This is a genomic window from Shewanella sp. SM20 (genome assembly GCF_025654545.1).
Taxonomy (GTDB): domain Bacteria; phylum Pseudomonadota; class Gammaproteobacteria; order Enterobacterales; family Shewanellaceae; genus Shewanella; species Shewanella oncorhynchi.
In genome coordinates this window covers 137,657-155,678 of the sequence record NZ_JAKKRK010000001.1, presented here as the reverse complement: position 1 = coordinate 155,678, position 18,022 = coordinate 137,657, and the positions used below count along the sequence as shown (strand labels likewise).

Annotated in this window: 15 protein-coding genes; 10 read left to right on the top strand and 5 right to left on the bottom strand. The window is 47.4% G+C overall.

Annotated features, from left to right (window positions below; genetic code table 11):
• Nucleotides 1–118: 118 nt before the first annotated feature.
• Complete coding sequence (gene glyA / locus L5M18_RS00690; RefSeq protein WP_263195705.1) at nucleotides 119–1,372, bottom strand: serine hydroxymethyltransferase; 1,254 nt, start codon at nucleotides 1,370–1,372, stop codon at nucleotides 119–121.
• A 189-nt stretch (nucleotides 1,373–1,561) separates the two neighbouring features.
• Between glyA and ettA the strand changes: the two genes are divergently transcribed.
• Nucleotides 1,562–3,229 (top strand): energy-dependent translational throttle protein EttA, encoded by a 1,668-nt coding sequence (gene ettA, locus L5M18_RS00685; protein WP_259561090.1) that lies wholly within the window; start codon nucleotides 1,562–1,564, stop codon nucleotides 3,227–3,229.
• A 138-nt stretch (nucleotides 3,230–3,367) separates the two neighbouring features.
• Here ettA and L5M18_RS00680 read toward each other — a convergent pair whose 3' ends face one another.
• Nucleotides 3,368–4,309, bottom strand: coding sequence for a LysR family transcriptional regulator (locus L5M18_RS00680; protein ID WP_263195704.1), 942 nt, complete (start codon nucleotides 4,307–4,309; stop codon nucleotides 3,368–3,370).
• Nucleotides 4,310–4,583: 274 nt separating this feature from the next.
• On the opposite strand from L5M18_RS00680, the gene L5M18_RS00675 reads away from it, so the two are divergent.
• The 7 genes from L5M18_RS00675 (at nucleotide 4,584) to L5M18_RS00645 (ending at nucleotide 13,875) form a co-directional block, all read left to right on the top strand.
• Entirely contained in the window at nucleotides 4,584–5,507 is a 924-nt protein-coding gene (locus L5M18_RS00675; protein WP_263195703.1) for an MBL fold metallo-hydrolase, read from the top strand.
• 199 nt (nucleotides 5,508–5,706) lie between these two features.
• Nucleotides 5,707–6,399 (top strand): DsbA family protein, encoded by a 693-nt coding sequence (locus L5M18_RS00670; protein WP_263195702.1) that lies wholly within the window; start codon nucleotides 5,707–5,709, stop codon nucleotides 6,397–6,399.
• 2 nt (nucleotides 6,400–6,401) lie between these two features.
• Complete coding sequence (locus L5M18_RS00665; RefSeq protein WP_263195701.1) at nucleotides 6,402–6,872, top strand: nuclear transport factor 2 family protein; 471 nt, start codon at nucleotides 6,402–6,404, stop codon at nucleotides 6,870–6,872.
• A 296-nt stretch (nucleotides 6,873–7,168) separates the two neighbouring features.
• Entirely contained in the window at nucleotides 7,169–8,371 is a 1,203-nt protein-coding gene (locus tag L5M18_RS00660; protein WP_263195700.1) for a metallophosphoesterase, read from the top strand.
• Nucleotides 8,372–8,620: 249 nt separating this feature from the next.
• On the top strand, nucleotides 8,621–9,415 hold the full coding sequence (locus L5M18_RS00655) for a substrate-binding periplasmic protein (RefSeq protein WP_113939342.1): 795 nt from the start codon (nucleotides 8,621–8,623) through the stop codon (nucleotides 9,413–9,415).
• A 210-nt stretch (nucleotides 9,416–9,625) separates the two neighbouring features.
• On the top strand, nucleotides 9,626–10,735 hold the full coding sequence (locus L5M18_RS00650; protein WP_263195699.1) for an efflux RND transporter periplasmic adaptor subunit: 1,110 nt from the start codon (nucleotides 9,626–9,628) through the stop codon (nucleotides 10,733–10,735).
• Nucleotides 10,735–13,875 carry a multidrug efflux RND transporter permease subunit gene (locus L5M18_RS00645; protein WP_263195698.1) on the top strand — a complete coding sequence of 1,047 codons (3,141 nt, stop codon included), beginning with the start codon at nucleotides 10,735–10,737 and terminating at the stop codon, nucleotides 13,873–13,875. Before L5M18_RS00650 ends, L5M18_RS00645 begins: the two co-directional genes overlap by 1 nt.
• Before the next feature lie 77 nt (nucleotides 13,876–13,952).
• Here L5M18_RS00645 and L5M18_RS00640 read toward each other — a convergent pair whose 3' ends face one another.
• Entirely contained in the window at nucleotides 13,953–14,876 is a 924-nt protein-coding gene (locus L5M18_RS00640) for a DMT family transporter (protein WP_263195697.1), read from the bottom strand.
• A gap of 193 nt (nucleotides 14,877–15,069) precedes the next feature.
• Here L5M18_RS00640 and L5M18_RS00635 point away from each other — a divergent pair, with 193 nt between their 5' ends.
• Complete coding sequence (locus tag L5M18_RS00635; RefSeq protein WP_263195696.1) at nucleotides 15,070–15,930, top strand: helix-turn-helix transcriptional regulator; 861 nt, start codon at nucleotides 15,070–15,072, stop codon at nucleotides 15,928–15,930.
• 115 nt (nucleotides 15,931–16,045) lie between these two features.
• The gene (locus L5M18_RS00630; protein WP_006082658.1) at nucleotides 16,046–16,519 is read left to right on the top strand and encodes an NYN domain-containing protein; all 474 of its coding nucleotides are present in this window, start codon (nucleotides 16,046–16,048) and stop codon (nucleotides 16,517–16,519) included.
• 93 nt (nucleotides 16,520–16,612) lie between these two features.
• On the opposite strand, the gene L5M18_RS00625 is transcribed toward L5M18_RS00630, so the two are convergent.
• Together L5M18_RS00625 and L5M18_RS00620 are read right to left on the bottom strand one after the other, a co-directional pair.
• Nucleotides 16,613–17,089, bottom strand: coding sequence for a group I truncated hemoglobin (locus L5M18_RS00625; RefSeq protein WP_263195695.1), 477 nt, complete (start codon nucleotides 17,087–17,089; stop codon nucleotides 16,613–16,615).
• Nucleotides 17,086–17,967: a DUF3034 family protein gene (locus tag L5M18_RS00620; protein ID WP_263195694.1), complete on the bottom strand. Its 882-nt coding sequence runs from the start codon at nucleotides 17,965–17,967 to the stop codon at nucleotides 17,086–17,088. The genes L5M18_RS00625 and L5M18_RS00620 overlap by 4 nt, the downstream gene beginning before the upstream one ends.
• Nucleotides 17,968–18,022: the final 55 nt, after the last annotated feature.

Below are 18,022 nucleotides of genomic sequence, written 5' to 3'. Positions count from 1 at the left end.
CCTGAGCTTAACAACTTAATGTTAAGTGCCTGATGCTAAGTACCTGATGTGACAAGTATCAAGTCAGTCGGCGATCAATCTCGGCCCTTCATCTACTAAACGTAGATGCATAGGCAAATTAGCCGTAAACAGGGAAACGTGCACACAGTGCCAATACTTGGCCCTTAACACGCTCAATCACAGCAGGATTGTTCGCATCATCAAGGATGTCACAAATCCAGCCAGTCAGCTCTTTCGATTCCGCTTCTTTAAAGCCGCGGCGCGTAATGGCTGGCGTACCGATACGCACACCTGAGGTCACAAAGGGTGAACGTGGATCGTTTGGCACTGAGTTTTTGTTCACGGTAATGTTAGCGCTACCTAAGGCGGCATCGGCTTCTTTACCCGTTAAGTCACGACCAATCAGGTCAACTAGCATTAAGTGGTTGCTGGTTCCGCCAGAGACGATTTTGTAACCGCGCTCAAGGAACACTTTAACCATAGCTTTAGCGTTGTTAACAACTTGCTGTTGATAAACTTTAAATTCTGGCTCTAGGGCTTCTTTGAACGCCACCGCTTTACCGGCGATAACGTGCATCAATGGGCCACCTTGACCGCCTGGGAATACAGCAGAGTTCAACTTTTTGTACAAGTCTTCATCGTCAGCAGCAGATAGGATCACGCCACCACGAGGACCCGCTAAGGTTTTGTGGGTCGTAGATGTCACAACGTGCGCGTGTGGTACTGGGTTTGGATAAACGCCCGCAGCAATAAGACCGGCAACGTGCGCCATGTCGACAAATAAATAAGCACCGATTTTGTCTGCGATTTCACGCATTTTTGCCCAATCAACGATACCTGAATAAGCAGAGAAACCGCCGATCATCATCTTAGGCTTGTGTTCTATGGCAATACGCTCCATCTCGTCATAGTCAATTTTGCCAGACTCGTCGATACCGTAAGGAATGATGTTGTACAGTTTGCCAGAGAAGTTAACGGGTGAACCGTGGGTCAAGTGACCACCATGAGCTAAGTTCATGCCCAGTACGGTATCGCCAGGTTTTAACAATGCCATGTAAACCGCGCTGTTTGCCTGTGAACCTGAATGAGGTTGTACGTTAGCGTAAGTTGCGCCAAACAGTTGTTTAGCACGTTCAATCGCTAAGGTTTCAACTACGTCCACATACTCACAACCACCATAGTAACGCTTGCCTGGATAGCCTTCAGCGTACTTATTGGTTAACTGTGAACCTTGCGCTTCCATCACGCGTGGACTGGTGTAGTTTTCAGAAGCAATCAGCTCAATATGCTCTTCTTGACGCAGAGTTTCATTCTGAATTGCGTTAAACAGTTCCGGATCATAATCTGCGATATTCATATCTTTTTTCAGCATTGCTTACTCCAGCTGCCAATTCTTATAGGTAGGGTTGCGCGGTATTCTACTCGGAACGCGGTCACAATCCCAGTATTTGAAACATGAAATTCCTGCAGATAGTGCTTGAACTTGGCTCATTGTCGAGTTGAGTTCGGCGCGCAATCGAGTAGAATTAGCCGCATCATTAGTCACTTAAGATAGAGAAAAATGGCTCAGTTTGTTTACAGCATGCTGCGGGTGGGTAAAATTGTTCCGCCTAAGAAGCAGATCCTTAAAGATATTTCTTTAAGCTTTTTCCCCGGCGCCAAAATTGGCGTACTCGGCCTCAACGGTTCAGGTAAGTCGACACTACTGCGCATTATGGCGGGTATCGACACCGAAATTGAAGGTGAAGCGCGCCCAATGCCGGGATTGAAAATCGGTTACCTGCCGCAGGAACCTAAACTCGATCCGAATCAAACCGTGCGTGAAGCGATTGAAGAAGCGGTAGCAGAGGCAAAAAATGCCCTGACTCGCCTCGATGCCGTTTACGCAGCCTACGCCGAGCCGGACGCCGATTTCGACGCCCTTGCAAAAGAGCAAGGCGAACTCGAAGCCATTATTCAAGCCCAAGATGCCCATAACTTAGAGTACGTCCTTGAGCGCGCCGCCAACGCCCTGCGTCTGCCAGATTGGGATGAGAAAATCGAAGTATTATCCGGTGGTGAACGTCGCCGCGTGGCGATATGTCGTTTGCTGCTTGAAAAGCCAGAAATGCTGTTACTGGACGAACCCACCAACCACTTGGATGCTGAATCTGTGGCTTGGCTTGAGCACTTCTTGCAGGAATATGCCGGTACTGTGGTCGCGATTACCCATGACAGATACTTCCTCGACAATGCCGCTGGCTGGATTTTAGAACTCGACCGCGGTGAAGGTATTCCGTGGGAAGGTAACTATTCTTCATGGCTTGAGCAGAAAGATGCCCGTCTGAAGCAAGAATCAGCCACCGAAAGCGCTCGTCAAAAAACCATTGCCAAAGAATTGGAATGGGTACGTCAAGGCGCCAAAGGCCGTCAGTCTAAAGGCAAGGCCCGTATGGCGCGCTTTGAAGAACTGAACACTAACGATTACCAAAAACGTAACGAAACCAACGAGCTGTTTATTCCGCCCGGACCACGTTTAGGCGACAAGGTTATTGAAGTGAATAACCTGACCAAGTCTTACGGTGACCGCGTTTTGATCGACAACTTGTCGTTCTCAGTACCTAAGGGCGCTATCGTCGGCATTATCGGTGCCAACGGCGCGGGTAAATCGACCCTGTTCCGCATGTTATCCGGCGCAGAAAAACCAGACAGCGGCAGTATTGAGCTGGGTGATACAGTGCAACTGGCCTCGGTTGAGCAGTTCCGCGATTCGATGAATGATAAGAACACCATTTGGGAAGAAATCTCCGGTGGTCAAGACATCATGCGTATCAACAACATGGAAATCCCGAGCCGCGCTTATGTAGGCCGCTTCAACTTCCGTGGTGGCGATCAGCAAAAAATCATCGGCACCTTGTCTGGTGGTGAACGTAACCGCGTGCATTTAGCCAAACTGCTGCAAGCGGGCGGTAACGTCTTATTACTCGACGAACCCACCAACGACTTAGACGTTGAAACCCTGCGCGCACTGGAAGAAGCGATTCTGGAATTCCCAGGTTGCGCTATGGTGATTTCGCATGACCGTTGGTTCCTCGACCGTATCGCGACCCACATTCTGGATTACCGTGACGAAGGCCAAGTGAACTTCTACGAAGGTAACTACACAGAATACTCGGCATGGTTGAAAAACACCTATGGCGCCGATGTGGTTGAGCCACACCGCTTGAAATACAAGCGGATGATTAAGTAAATCTAGAATCTAGGCAAGTGTAAATCTGAGGAGTTTAACTCGAAAGGGTTAAGCTCCTTTTTTATGGCATCCAATTACGCTATGAGTGCTGTAGACTTTGGCACTATTTCAAAGGTGCTATTTCAAACTAACACTATTTCAATTCAAGCTGGCAAAGTAGGCCACCAGCATGTCCATCATCACCCTGAGTGCAGGCTGCATATGTTTGCGGGATTGATACACGCCATACACACCGAGGGACTGAGGTTTAAACTCAGTTAATAAAGGCACTAGCTGACCCGAGTCTAAATAGGGTTTCGCCGCCCAAACAGGCTGCATAGCAATTCCCTCACCAGCCAGCGTGGCATTGAGCACCACCATGGAATCATTGGCGCTGAAATTACCATTCACAGGCACATTAAACGCCTGGCCTTGGTTTAACGTAGGATCGGAGTTCAGCGCTTGAGCCTGTTTCGCACCTACATCGGTTTTATAAAAGCGCCACATCACATCGCCAAAATAAGAATAGGTTAAACAGTTATGCTGAGTTAAATCCTCGGGATGCAGCACGGCGGCGCGCGCGGCAAGATAACTCGGTGCGGCGCACACCACAGACTCACACTCCCCTAAGCGCCTAGCGATAAGATTGGGATCGAGTTCATTGGTGATGCGAATAGCCAGATCAATCCGCTCGGCGACTAAATCGACGGTTTGGCTGCTCACGTGGAAATTCACGCTCGCCTGCGGATAACTGGCTAAATATTGCTGTACCACGGGCGCTAAAATCTGATGCGCCAAAAACTGGGAGCAACTAATACGCAACAAGCCCCGCGGAATCGCCACAGCGGCGTGGCTTACCGCAGGCACTTCGTTAGCCAGTTCGAGCAGCCGATGGCAATAGTCCAGCACTTGCTCACCCGCGGGCGTTAAGCTGAGGCTACGCGTCGAACGATGCAGCAACCTAGCACCAGACCATTCTTCCATTTCGCTCAAGTAACGGGTCACCATAGAACGCGACATATCTAAGGCATTGGCGGCGCTGATCATGCTGCCGCGCTCAACAATAGTCACAAACACCTTAGCCGCTTCGAGTCTATCCATGATTTATCTCCACTCGCGTTAAATCAATAACGTTTAATCACTCACTTTCAAATCACCCGAAGGTTCACTCACATACTCACGTCACCACATGAATAATAACTAAGAGTACATACGGCTATTCGTCCGATTAATGCAACAAATATGGGCAGATACTCGCATTTATCTATTGATTATTGCAACCTATACTTAACTCACTTTTTGCAGCAGCTGCAAATCAATGAATGCTAAATCGAACCTTTTACTCTTTCACCCTGTGACTATAAGTGAGCCCCAAATGAACACATCGACCTATGCAATACGTAACACAGTTAATGCCACATTAAAGGCCTCGTCTAAAATCAGCCTAGCCGCCACCTTGTTGCTGGCAGGGCTTAGCGCGGTCAATGCAGCGCCATTGCAAGTGAGCCATTTTAATCCGGGCGAAAACAGCATCTTTGCCGTGTCATCGAGCTTTATCAGCGGCGAGAGTGAAATGATGCTAGTCGATGCGCAATTTCAAAATAACGATGCCCAAACATTGGTCGACACCATTAAGGCTAGCGGTAAAAAGCTGACTCAGGTGTATATCAGCCATAGCGATCCTGATTTCTATTTCGGCTTAGCCGTGATTAAAAAGAATTTCCCCGATGCACAAATCGTCGCGACTCAAACCACAGTCGATGCTATTAAAGCCTCAATGGAAGGCAAACTCGCCTACTGGGGGCCGATTTTAAAAGATAATGCGCCAAGCGAATTAGTGTTACCTAAGGCGATTCACAGTGACACTTTTACTATCGACGGTGAGCAAGTGATTATCAAAGGTTTTAATGATAAACACCCTAAACACACTTTCCTGTGGGTGCCATCGGCAAAAACTATTACAGGTGGCGTGGAAGTATTTGATAACACGCATGTTTGGATGGCTGACACTCAAACTGCCTCTGAGCGTCAGGAATGGTTAACCCATTTAGATGCAATGGAAAAACTGCTGCCGACCACAGTGATCCCAGGGCACTATTTAGGCGAAGCGCGATTTAATACCCACGCCATCGGTTTTACCCGTGAATATGTAAAAGCCTTTGAAATCGCGGCAAAAGCCTCGAAAGATTCAGCCGAATTAATCCAAAAGATGCTGGCGCTATACCCACAAATGCCAGCTGATGCAGGGCTTGAGATCAGCGCCAAAGTTTACATGGGTGAAATGACCTGGCCTATGTAAGCCCAGCCATATCTATCTCGGCGATTAGATACAAGCATTTAAGTGAAAATAGTTAAAGGCAGGCACGTGTTCGATTGCGTGCCACTTTTTTAGCTTAATGACTTCACCTAAATAACTGTACCAACCTAACTATTTTAATCGATGTTCTCAAAGGGCTTAAGTCGCTAATGTAGCGACTTAAGCCAAAAGGTTTAACACTATGACTCAGCCAACAGCTCATCCAACTAGCACAACCAGCAGCACAGCAACGGCCAAAGAGCGCACTCTGCACGCCATTATCGACCCTTTATGTGGTTGGTGTTATGCCGCAGCGCCTTTACTCGATGCCGCCGCAAAAGCAGGCTTTACCATTAAGCTCCACGGCGGCGGTATGCTCACGGGCCCAAGACGTAAACAAATCGATGCTAACTGGCGCGACTATGTTATGCCCCACGATCTGCGTATTGCCGAGCTAACAGGACAACCTTTTGGGGAAAACTATTTTGATGGTCTGCTGCGCGATACCGCAATCGTACTCGACTCGGCGCCTCCTATTAAAGCCATGCTCGCAGTCGATGCTATGGGTGGCGACAGTTTGGCCTATCTACACTCAGTACAACTGGCCCATTACCGCGATGGTCACAGCGCCAGTGATGAAGGTAATCTGGCAAAGTTAGCCGCTGAACTTGGGCTCGACCCTATGAGCTTTGCGCAGCATTATGCCCAAGGTGAATACAAGCTATATGAGCATATTGTTGAATCCAGAGCATTACTGAATCTGATGGGTGCCCAAGGCTTCCCTTCAATGGCTATAGAGGATGATGACGGCAACATAACCGCCATTAATATCAACCGCTTTTATGGCCAACCCGCCCAGTGGTTAAGCCATCTTGAAGCACAGTTTGAGTCGTAATCATGCCAGCGCTTAATAGTGTTCCAACAAGCTCTTTAGTGAGTGAGCCTGCTCAGTTAAATCTCATTGAAACAGCAAGGCAAACTGATGCGAATCTTGCTCTTGTCAAAAGTACTTACGAGGGACACAGCTCAGCCGAAAATGCTAAAAATCTTGAGCATGCACTGGCAAATGACGCTCGCTGGACAGAGGCGGTAGGTTTTCCCTATGCGGGCACTTACATAGGTTTTAGCGCGATAGCCGCCAATGTGTTCGCCCGCCTCGAAAAAGAATGGGATAACTATCGCGTCGATATCGAAGACTATGTGGCGCAGGGTGATAAGGTTTTTGCCTTTGGCACTTATTCAGGTACTTATGTCAAAACGGGCAAACATTTTACCGCTCGAGTCGCCCATTTATGGAAGATACACAGCGGAAAAATCGTCAGTTTCGAGCAGTTTGTCGATAGTCATACCGTCGTCAATGCCATGTAACTGCCAATACCATGTAACGACAGTCATGCACTTATAGACATGCAATGATGGAATAACTGAATCACGAGGCGGGCAAGTTTAATTTAGCCCGCCCCACGACTTGCCGATGTTAAGCCTTATCCGTATGATTTAGTGTTTTCAATAGATTGAGCACTTGACATTAAGTACTTAAGATTAAGCACTTGCGATTAAGCGCTTGAAATTGAATTCGTCAAGCTGCACGTTCGAATACTCATCAACTCAAGTGTCTAAAATGACAAAATAAATAACTAAAACAAGAACAAGGATGCGGTCTAATGCAAATCAATTCGATGCCAGTCGGGGCTTACCCAATCATGCTATCTATGACGCGACTTAGCCGAGCCAGCCAATGGATACTCAAGCAACAGAGAAAATTCACGCTCCTGTTATGGTTTGTTACCGCGCTTCCCTTTGTCTCACTCTCCTTTAACTCATTCGCGGCCAATACCAGTGAAGCCGAGCCAGAACTAAAAATTCAAGAAAGCAGCGTCACCGATGGCCCTTATGTGTTTTTAGATGATGCTCAAAAAGACACAGCCTATTGGATTTGCCAGAGTGAACTAAAACAAACGCCGATTGCGAAGGCGCAGTTAACTCGCCCTACCAATTGCGGTGAATTACCCCAACCGCACCTTCATACACAAGCTGTCACGGTTGAGCCAGATACCTTCACCCAGGTCAGAAAAATTGTCGCCCTTAGCGATGTACACGGCCAGTTTGATGTAATGATTAACTTGCTAAAAGCCCATCAGATTATCGACAAAGATAACCACTGGGCCTTTGGTGAAGGCCATATGGTGATGACGGGCGACATGTTTGACCGTGGTCATCAAGTCAATGAAGTATTGTGGTTTTTATATTCCTTAGACCAAGAAGCCCAAGCTGCGGGCGGACGCTTACATCTACTCATGGGCAATCACGAGCAAATGGTGTTTCGCGGCGACTTACGCTACGTCAACGAACGCTACCAAGTCTCGGCAGATTTACTCAAACGCAGCTACGATGCGCTCTACAACAAAGACACCGAAATAGGCCAATGGCTTCGCAGCAAACATACCTTAGTCAAAATCAATAATATCTTGTTTATGCACGGCGGTATCAGCCCTGAATGGGTCGAGCGTAAATTAAATATCAACGATGCTAACCAACTATTTCGGCAGCATTTAGATGATAAAAAAGCCGATTTGAAGCAAGACGATTTACTCAACTTTTTGTTTTTTACCAATGGTCCAACTTGGTATCGAGGCTACTTTAAAGATGAACTGAAAGAGTCGGATATCGATAGCATACTGAGCTATTTCAAGGTCGATCATATCGTCGTAGGGCACACATCGCAGGAACAAGTGCTTGGGCTTTATCATAATAAAATCATTGCGATAGATAGCAGCATTAAGAATGGTAAATCCGGTGAGCTATTACTTATCGACGCAGGAAAACTCCGCCGAGGTTTGTATCAGGGTGAGCAGGTTTCGCTATAACCTGCCTCGCTAAAATCCTTTGCCCCAATACGTGAATGAGCTAGCGCCTTAATCCATAAATTCGCTGGGGCAATTAAGGCATGAATGAGCAAGGGTAAAACGGGCGCCCGCCATGGATCTAAATCTGCACAACGCTCAATCTGTATGGCGCTCAATATGCACTCATCTTTATATCCATAAGTTCGCCTGTTTTAATTAACTCTGACTATACTCAAGCCAAGTGCGACTCACCTAAGTGCTGGAGTAGAAATGGGGAAGAAATTACTCAGATTATCTAGCTTTTGCTTGTTTCTATTCAGCTTCTATCCCCCAGCATTTGCGGGCAGGGAACTCCAATTAGTCGCCACTAACTATCCTCCTTTTTATGCCGATGCTTTACCTGAACAGGGCGGCGTTGCGCAAGTCGTCAAAGAAGCTTTTAAACGTCAAGGTTACACTGCCAGTCTCAAGTTTTATCCCTTCGCCCGCGCGGCTTTACTCGTTAAAACTGGCCAAGCTGATGGCATCATTGGGCTCTGGTATCGTAAAGAGCGCGAACAATGGGCCCAATATTCTGCGCCTATCCAACCCGTACAAATTGTGTTTTATAAACGTAAAGATTCACCGCTGAGTTTCAGTCAACTTTCAGATCTTAAACCTTTCACTATCGGTATAGGTCGCGGTTACGCTAATCCGCCAGAAATCTTCGCCGCGGGGCTTACCACAGAGGAAGGAAATTCGGATGAGATGAATCTCAAAAAGCTGTTTTTAAAGCGTATTGATTTAGTCTTGATTGGCCATAACTTAGCGAGGTATTTAATTAAAAAAGGACCAAGTGAATATGAGGGTGCCTTTGAGCAAGTCGGCCAACCCATAGCGACTGAGGTATTTCATTTAGGGATCTCTTTGGCTGTGGCGGATCATCCGCAGTTAGTGACGGATTTTAATCAAGGTTTAGAGAGTATGCGCCGCGATGGACGATTAGCGGCAATTTTAAGCCAATATCCTCAGGTTGAAACGACTCAAGTGCCGATTGAAAAAACGCGAACTGAAGTCCATCCCTAAAGTCCGTCCAGCTTTTAAAAAGCAATAACAGCACAAAAAAACAGCAAAGCTCTCGTTGAATTGTGCTCAATGCTCAAAAAACACAATTTCTTTCATTTTCGTTCGCTTACCTTTACAAACTTTTACCCAACTGGCGTACGTTATTCACTAGAATAGCGCCATTAGAGCGATTACCTTTTTAAACTGCCTTTGCGCGAGATAATAATTACAATGAAAAAAACCATTATTGCCATTGCCCTGCTTGCGATTATCGCCACAGCGGTGAGTTTTAGTGATGTCCTTCAAGCGGCTAAACCCGAAAACGCGCCACATCTTATGCGTACCGTTCCTGTGGTCACGGGTGAAGTGATTGAATATCCATTAGCGCAATCTATCTCTCTTATCGGCAAACTCGCGGCTGAACGTGCAGTGATCATTGCACCGCAAGTCACAGGTAAGATTAAACAAGTCGCAGTGACCTCAAACCAAGCGGTGAAAAAAGGCCAGTTACTGATCGAACTCGATGATATGAAAGCCCAAGCCGCCGTCGCCGAGGCCAATGCTTTCCTCAATGATGAAAAACGTAAACTCAAAGAATTTGAAAAACTGATCAGCCGTAACGCCATTACCCAAACCGAGATTGACGCACAAAAAGCCAGTGTTGATATCGCCCAAGCACGCTTATCCTCCGCCCAAGCAGATTTACATTACCACTCGCTGATAGCGCCGTTTGCGGGTAATACTGGCCTGATTAATTTCAGCGAAGGCAAGATGGTCAGCATGGGCACTGAGTTGATGTCGCTAGATGATTTGTCCAGCATGCGCCTCGACTTACAAGTGCCTGAGCATTTCCTATCGCAACTGAGTATTGGCATGCAAGTATCAGCCACCAGTCGCGCTTGGCCGAATGAAATCTTTACTGGCAAAATGGTAGCTATCGATCCCCGCGTCAATGAAGAAACCTTAAACCTCAAAGTACGAGTGCTATTCGATAATCCGAAGAAACGCTTAAAACCGGGCATGATGATGTCGTCAACCATCACCTTCCCTGCGATTTCAGCACCTATGGTGCCAGTGCAAGCTCTTGAGTATTCAGGAACTAAACGTTACGTATACGTAGTTAGCGCCGACCACATTGCCCACCGCACAGAAGTGACACTCGGGGCACGTATCGATAACCAAGTCTTAATCGAAAGCGGTTTAAACATAGGTGACAAAGTCGTGGTACAGGGCTTAGTCAATATGCGCGATGGCCTGCAAATCAATGAAGTCACGCTCGATGGTAAAGCCTCAGCCCGTGCGACAGAGCTTTCAGGTCCTAAAGCAACGGAGATGAAATAATGTGGTTATCCGATATTTCGGTTAAACGCCCTGTCGTTGCCATCGTTTTAAGCTTACTGCTGTGTGTATTCGGCATAGTGTCGTTCACTAAACTGTCGATACGGGAAATGCCCGACGTCGAAAGCCCTGTAGTCACCATCAGCACCAGTTACTCAGGTGCGTCGGCGGCGATTATGGAAAGCCAGATCACTAAGACTTTAGAAGATGAGCTAACAGGGATCAGTGGTATTGATGAAATCACCTCGACCACACGTAACGGTAGCTCGCGTATCACAGTTAAATTCCTCCTCGGTTGGAACTTAACCGAAGGGGTCAGCGATGTGCGTGATGCTGTGGCCCGCGCCCAACGCAGGCTCCCAGAAGATGCAAAAGACCCCGTCGTCTCAAAAGACAACGGCTCCGGCGAACCCTCAGTCTATGTGAACTTAAGCTCGAGTGTGATGGACCGTACTCAATTAACGGACTACGCCCAGCGAGTACTCGAGGACAAATTCAGCTTAATCAGCGGCGTGAGTTCTATCAGCATTTCCGGCGGCTTGTATAAGGTCATGTACGTCAAGCTCAGACCCGAACAAATGGCAGGGCGTAATGTTACTGCAACGGATATTATCAACGCCCTGCGTAAAGAGAACATCGAAACGCCCGGCGGCCAAGTGCGCAACGACACCACTGTGATGTCGGTGCGTACCAAACGCTTGTACTACACGCCGAAGGATTTCGACTATCTTGTGGTGCGTACCGCCAGCGATGGCACGGCTATCTACTTAAAAGATGTGGCGGATGTGGCGGTTGGCGCACAAAACGAAAACTCGACCTTCAAAAGTGACGGCATAGTTAACATCAGTTTAGGCATTATTGCCCAGTCCGATGCCAACCCCCTGCTCGTTGCTAAAGAAGTGCATAAAGAAGTTGATCGCGTACAAGACTTCCTGCCCGAAGGTACTAGCCTAGTGGTCGACTTCGACTCGACCGTATTTATCGACCGCTCGATTAACGAAGTGTATAGCACACTTTATGTCACGGGCGCCTTGGTCGTACTCGTGCTGTATATCTTCATTGGACAAGCGCGAGCAACGTTAATCCCAGCGGTGACTGTTCCAGTATCTTTGATCTCGGCATTTATCGCCGCCAACATGCTAGGTTATTCGATTAATCTACTGACATTGATGGCGTTAATCCTCTCCATCGGTCTGGTGGTGGATGATGCGATTGTGGTGGTTGAAAACATTTTCCACCATATCGAAAAAGGTGAAGAGCCCTTACTCGCCGCCTATAAAGGTACTCGAGAAGTGGGCTTTGCCGTTATCGCCACTACGGCGGTACTGGTGATGGTATTCCTCCCAATTTCATTTATGGAGGGCATGGTCGGGCTACTATTTACCGAGTTCTCCGTGATGCTGGCGGTGTCAGTGCTGTTCTCCTCCTTAGTGGCACTCACACTTACGCCTGTACTGAGCAGTAAATTACTTAAAGCCAACGTCAAACCGAATCGCTTTAATCGTTGGGTCGACAGCGGCTTTGCTCGCATGGAAAGCGTTTATCGTGTCGCAGTGACTCGAGCGATTAAATTTCGTCTACTCGCACCGCTAGTCATCCTCGCTTGTATCGGCGGCAGTGCTTGGTTAATGCAACAAGTACCGACACAGCTCGCGCCGCAGGAAGACCGCGGCGTGTTGTACGCCTTTGTTAAAGGCGCCGAAGGCACCAGTTATAACCGTATGACAGCCAACATGGACATAGTCGAAGACAGACTCATGCCCTTGTTAGGTAAAGGTGTGCTGCGATCCTTCAGCGTACAAGCTCCCGCCTTTGGTGGCCGTGCTGGCGATCAAACTGGCTTTGTCATCATGCAGCTAGAAGATTGGGAACACCGCGATGTGACTGCGCAACAAGCCCTTGGAATTATTAGTAATGCCTTAAAGGATATTCCAGATGTAATGGTTCGCCCTATGATGCCAGGCTTTAGAGGGCAATCGAGCGAACCCGTGCAATTTGTACTTGGTGGTTCGGACTATGCCGAACTGTTTAAGTGGGCGCAGATATTGAAAGAAGAGGCTAACGCTAGCCCTATGATGGAAGGGGCTGACTTAGACTACGCAGAAACAACGCCAGAACTCATTGTTACTGTCGATAAAGAGCGCGCCGCAGAACTGGGGATCAGTGTCGACCAAGTATCGGAAACCTTAGAAGTCATGCTGGGTGGCCGCACCGAAACGACCTTTGTTGATCGAGGCGAAGAATACGATGTGTATTTACGCGGTGATGAAAACAGTTTCAACAATGTCGGTGATCTGAGCCAAATCTACATGCGGTCAGCTAAGGGCGAATTAGTCACTCTCGATACTGTCACCCATATAGAAGAAATTGCCTCGGCACAAAGATTAAGCCACACCAATAAGCAAAAATCGATCACCCTCAAGGCTAACGTCAGTGAAGGTTACACCTTAGGTGAAGGCTTAAAGTTCCTTGACGCTAAAGCCATTGAATTATTACCTAAAGATATTTCGATTGGTTACACGGGCGAATCCAAAGATTTTAAAGAAAACCAAAGCAGTATCTTTATCGTATTTGGTTTGGCTTTACTGGTTGCCTACTTAGTATTAGCCGCACAGTTTGAGAGCTTTATCAACCCGTTAGTGGTGATGTTTACTGTGCCTATGGGTGTATTCGGTGGTTTCTTAGGACTACTGATCACCAGCCAAGGGATCAACATCTACAGCCAGATAGGCATGATCATGTTGATTGGTATGGTAACTAAAAACGGTATCCTTATCGTAGAGTTTGCTAACCAATTGCGTGACCGCGGTTTTGAACTCGATAAAGCTATTATCGATGCGTCATCCCGTCGTTTGCGGCCAATCCTAATGACAGCCTTCACCACCTTAGTGGGCGCTGTGCCGCTAATTTTCTCGACGGGCGCAGGCTCAGAAAGCCGTATCGCTGTAGGTACTGTAGTGTTCTTCGGAATGGCGTTTGCGACCTTTGTGACCTTACTGGTGATCCCCGCCATGTATCGATTAATCTCGGCCACGACCCATTCACCGGGTTATGTTGAAGCTAAGCTCGAAGCGGCGATTAAAGCACAAGAGTTAGCGGCACAAGAGGCGGCCGCAAAGCAGGAACTCGCACCTAAAGCCTGACGCGAATCATAGCTCTTGATAATCGAATAACAAAAAGCCAAGGTACTCAGTGCCTTGGCTTTTTTCTCATTAACGTTTTAAGCGTTTTTTGCTTTATTGGCTAAGCCTAAAAGTAAACCGAGACCAGCACCAAGCGGTTTTTGACGGCGCGTTAACATGTTTCCGAGCGCGACTAGCAAGAGTCCCACGCTTGAATACCAAGTCCACTGATAATTCTCAAACACACTCGATACACTTAACGCCACCACAGGGGTAATCACCAACAGATACGCAGCGGCATTAGCGCCAATTCGCTCAACCAAGATCAAATAAGCGGTAAAGCCAATCACAGAGGCGATAACGGCTAAGTAGAACAAGCTACCAAGATAGCTGGTTGTCAGCGGTAAACTAAAGCTTAAATCTTTAAACCAAATGATGAGCAACAACGCCGCACTGCCATAGCACATGGCATACGCTGTAGAGGTAAAGGGCGACACATTATCGCGCGAGTTGCGCATACTGATCATGTTACCAATCGAGAAAAACCACGTACCTAACAGCGAAAACAATAAGCCCCACACTAAATTTTGTGACCACTGAGTCGCGAGCAAATCGGCGCCAAAGAGTAAGATAATGCCCCCCAGACCGACACTGACTCCTAACCAAAAGTTGCGGGTAGTGGGCGTGCCGTAAAAAATGCGGCCATGTATCGCATTAAAAATGGGCGCAGTGGCCATAATCGCCGCCGTTAAACCGCTGGCGATATAATGGGTTGCAGTATAAAACGCGATAAAATTCAAACAAAATAGACACACACCTTGCAGTGCAAACCAAGGATGCTGCCTAAGCTTTACCGCTTGCAGCTTGTTAAAGGCAAAGTCGATGGCGAACATCAACAGGCTCGCTATCGCGAAGCGATAAAAAATCGAGACTTCCGTCGCCACCTCACCGTGCTGCCACTTAATGGCAATCCACGAAAAACCCCACACAAAAATCATCAGCAAATACATCACAGCAGCCATAATGAGTCCCCTACACCTTCATAAAATACTTAATGAGGCGAACTATACAGCGATGGCTTTCGTCCTTATGTCACCATCTTGTGGGTCATAACACGATATTGCGGTTTTAATCGCAAGCGAACGTTGAGCCACGCCCATAAGTGCGATAATTTGGAAAGACAAAATGCTTAGCCAGTGAGATCACTAGGAACCCATGGAGCCCAAATACATCAGTTTTGATAAATCCGCCAAAACCTGTATTCGTAAACAAGCGATTACGGAGGATTTATCTTGGGCTCATTATCAAAATGCGGGCGAGCGTCTGTATTACCAAAACGATGCACAACATACGCTGAGCATGTATCTGGATGGCGGCTACGAAACCCACAGAACCGATATCAAGGCCGACTATGGCGCGCCCAGTAAGTTTTGCCTTATGCCCCAAGGCTGCCAAAGCCATTGGCAACTGGGACAACCGCAGCAGTTTATGCATTTGTATTTTAGCGATGAACATCTTAAAAAATTGGCGGTGCGAGTCTTTGATAAAGATCCACGCCAAGTGCGTTTACCTGAGTTGACCTTTGTCGATAATCCGAGATTGGAGGCGCTGTTTCGGCACCAAGTTGCGGGGCTCGATTGGCAGATGAGGGATCACCATCTGATAATGGAACAAGTAACCGACACTGTGCTAGTGACTTTGCTGCAAAGCTCAGGCTTTAATTTGTCGGTGGGGCCAATTAAGGGCGGACTCGCACCTAAAGTGGCCAAAGCGATCAAAGAGTTTATTCATTGCCATTCCCATAGGCAGATTTACTTGTCTGAGTTGGCCGAGCTTGCCCAACTTAGCGAGTACCATTTTTGCCGTATGTTTAAATGCCAATTTGCGATGACGCCGCAGGAGTATTTGCTGCAAGTGCGCATTGAAAAGGTCAAACAAAGCTTGAGTCATTCAACGCAATCATTGACCGAGATCGCCCTCAATAATGGCTTTGCCAATCAAAGTCATATGGGGCGTTACTTTAAAAAACTCAGCGGCATGTCACCGGGCGAATATCAAAAATACCATAGAAGCTAACATACGCTTTGGGTTCACCATCTCGACGGCTGAACCCAACACTCTAACATCCTTGAAAACCCTATTGCCTCGATATGCTATAGTGCCCTTACTCCCCTAGCCGCTGGAAAACGCCTTGAAAAAAATCGCTTTATTTGTCGATGTACAAAACATCTATTACACCTGCCGTGAAGCCTATGGTCGCCAATTTAATTATCGTAAACTGTGGCAGCACTTAGGTTATGAAGGTGATATAGCGTTGGCCGTGGCTTATGCCATCCATAAGGGCGACGATGGGCAATTGAAATTCCAGGACGCACTAAAGCACATAGGTTTTGAGGTGAAGTTAAAACCTTTCATCCAACGTAGTGATGGTTCGGCCAAAGGCGATTGGGACGTGGGGATCACGATAGATATTATGGAAGCGGCGAGTGAAGTGGATACTGTGATCTTATTGTCTGGGGATGGCGATTTCGATTTATTGCTGCAAAAAATCCATCAAAAATATGGCGTTGAAACCCAAGTCTATGGCGTCCCTACCCTGACGGCTAAATCCTTAAGGGATGCAGCCTCTCAATTTCATCCCATAGATGAGGCGTTATTGCTCTAGTCACAAGACAAAAATGCGGCTACTCATCACACTAACCGCATCAAACACCTTCGCCATATTTAAAGGCCACTTTTTAATAATACAAACAACACACTAGTGATAGGTAATATCCGTATACATAGGGGCGAGGCGTTTTAGAAAGGCATTACGGGTCGATAGCGGAATATGTTGCTCTTTCATCGATTCAATCAAATGGCCGACTAAGGCATCGAAATCCGCTTGAGTAATATTCAAGCCTCTATGACTGTGCTGCATACTTTCGCCGTGATACACGCAGCCGCCATCGGCAACCAGACAGAAATGTTCGATGGCGCGCGCCCGAAACAGGGCAATATCTGTCTCTTGAAAGTGATGTACTATGCGTGGATCTGTGGCAATACGTGCCAGCAAACCATCGACTATCGCCGATACGCCTGCGTTACCACCTAAATCTTGGTATAAGGTTTGATGGCTTGCGGTTTGATGACTCGAGTTAGTTTGTGATGCTGAGGTTTCGGTCGTTGGCACCGCACAGCCAGTGAAAAAAAATACTACGACGAAAGGTAATAGCTTCATCCGTAAACGCCTCATAACGCCCCCTCCACCGACAGATACCAACCCCGTTGCTCTTCAAACCCTGCAATGCTGCCCAAATTCGCATAGGCCGTAACCACGGAAAAATGCTTATTGATAAACCACGCTAAAAACACATCTTGCCAATCATCCTCCTGGGCAAAAGCTAACTCATCGGGTTTCTGGCGATATTCGATACCCAGTGCCACATTATCCGTCAGCAATACCGCGGCAGAGGCTTCGAGCACAAACTGGTAATCATGATTGGCTTGAGTACCAAAACCCAATAAACCCGTTTGATTCGCCTTGGTCGCGCGCACGGTCCCATTGAGTAATACATTTCGTCCCGCTATCGCATCAAAAAATACTTTGCTGGCAGCAACATACACATCTAAACCCCAATCATCCCGCGCCCCAACCGCCTGAGGAATCGCAAAGTCATCGACTCTTTTATACTGGGCACCTAAGGTAATTTGCGGCATAGCCGTATAAAGCAGCTCTCCGGCAAGCTTGTATTTTACGCCGAAGATATCTTGGCCTAACTCGCCGCCCATAGTATCTAAATCAAAGGTTTGACGAGCGGCGCTCAGCTCGAATCGATTATCAAAACTCAAAGAAGCACCGATCACTTTCAGCGTAAAATCATCGACATAGACACCCGTCGCCATCGCCGTTGCCGACCATTCACCGCTACTACCATAACCGTTGATCACGGCCCATGGCACTATGCCACCGCCAGCACTGCCTTCAATCATCGTCCCGCCGCCAGTCGCGACCACACGGCTACCTTCAGCAAACGCAGGAACAGTGCCCAATAGTAAAAATAGGAAAAACAAAGCCTTAACATAAGTCCAAGTTAATGAATTCAACTTCAATGCATTTATGGAAATGTTCACTTGATGCTCCGCTCTAATTCTGTCGACGATGAATCGTTAGTCTAGCGTCTTTGCA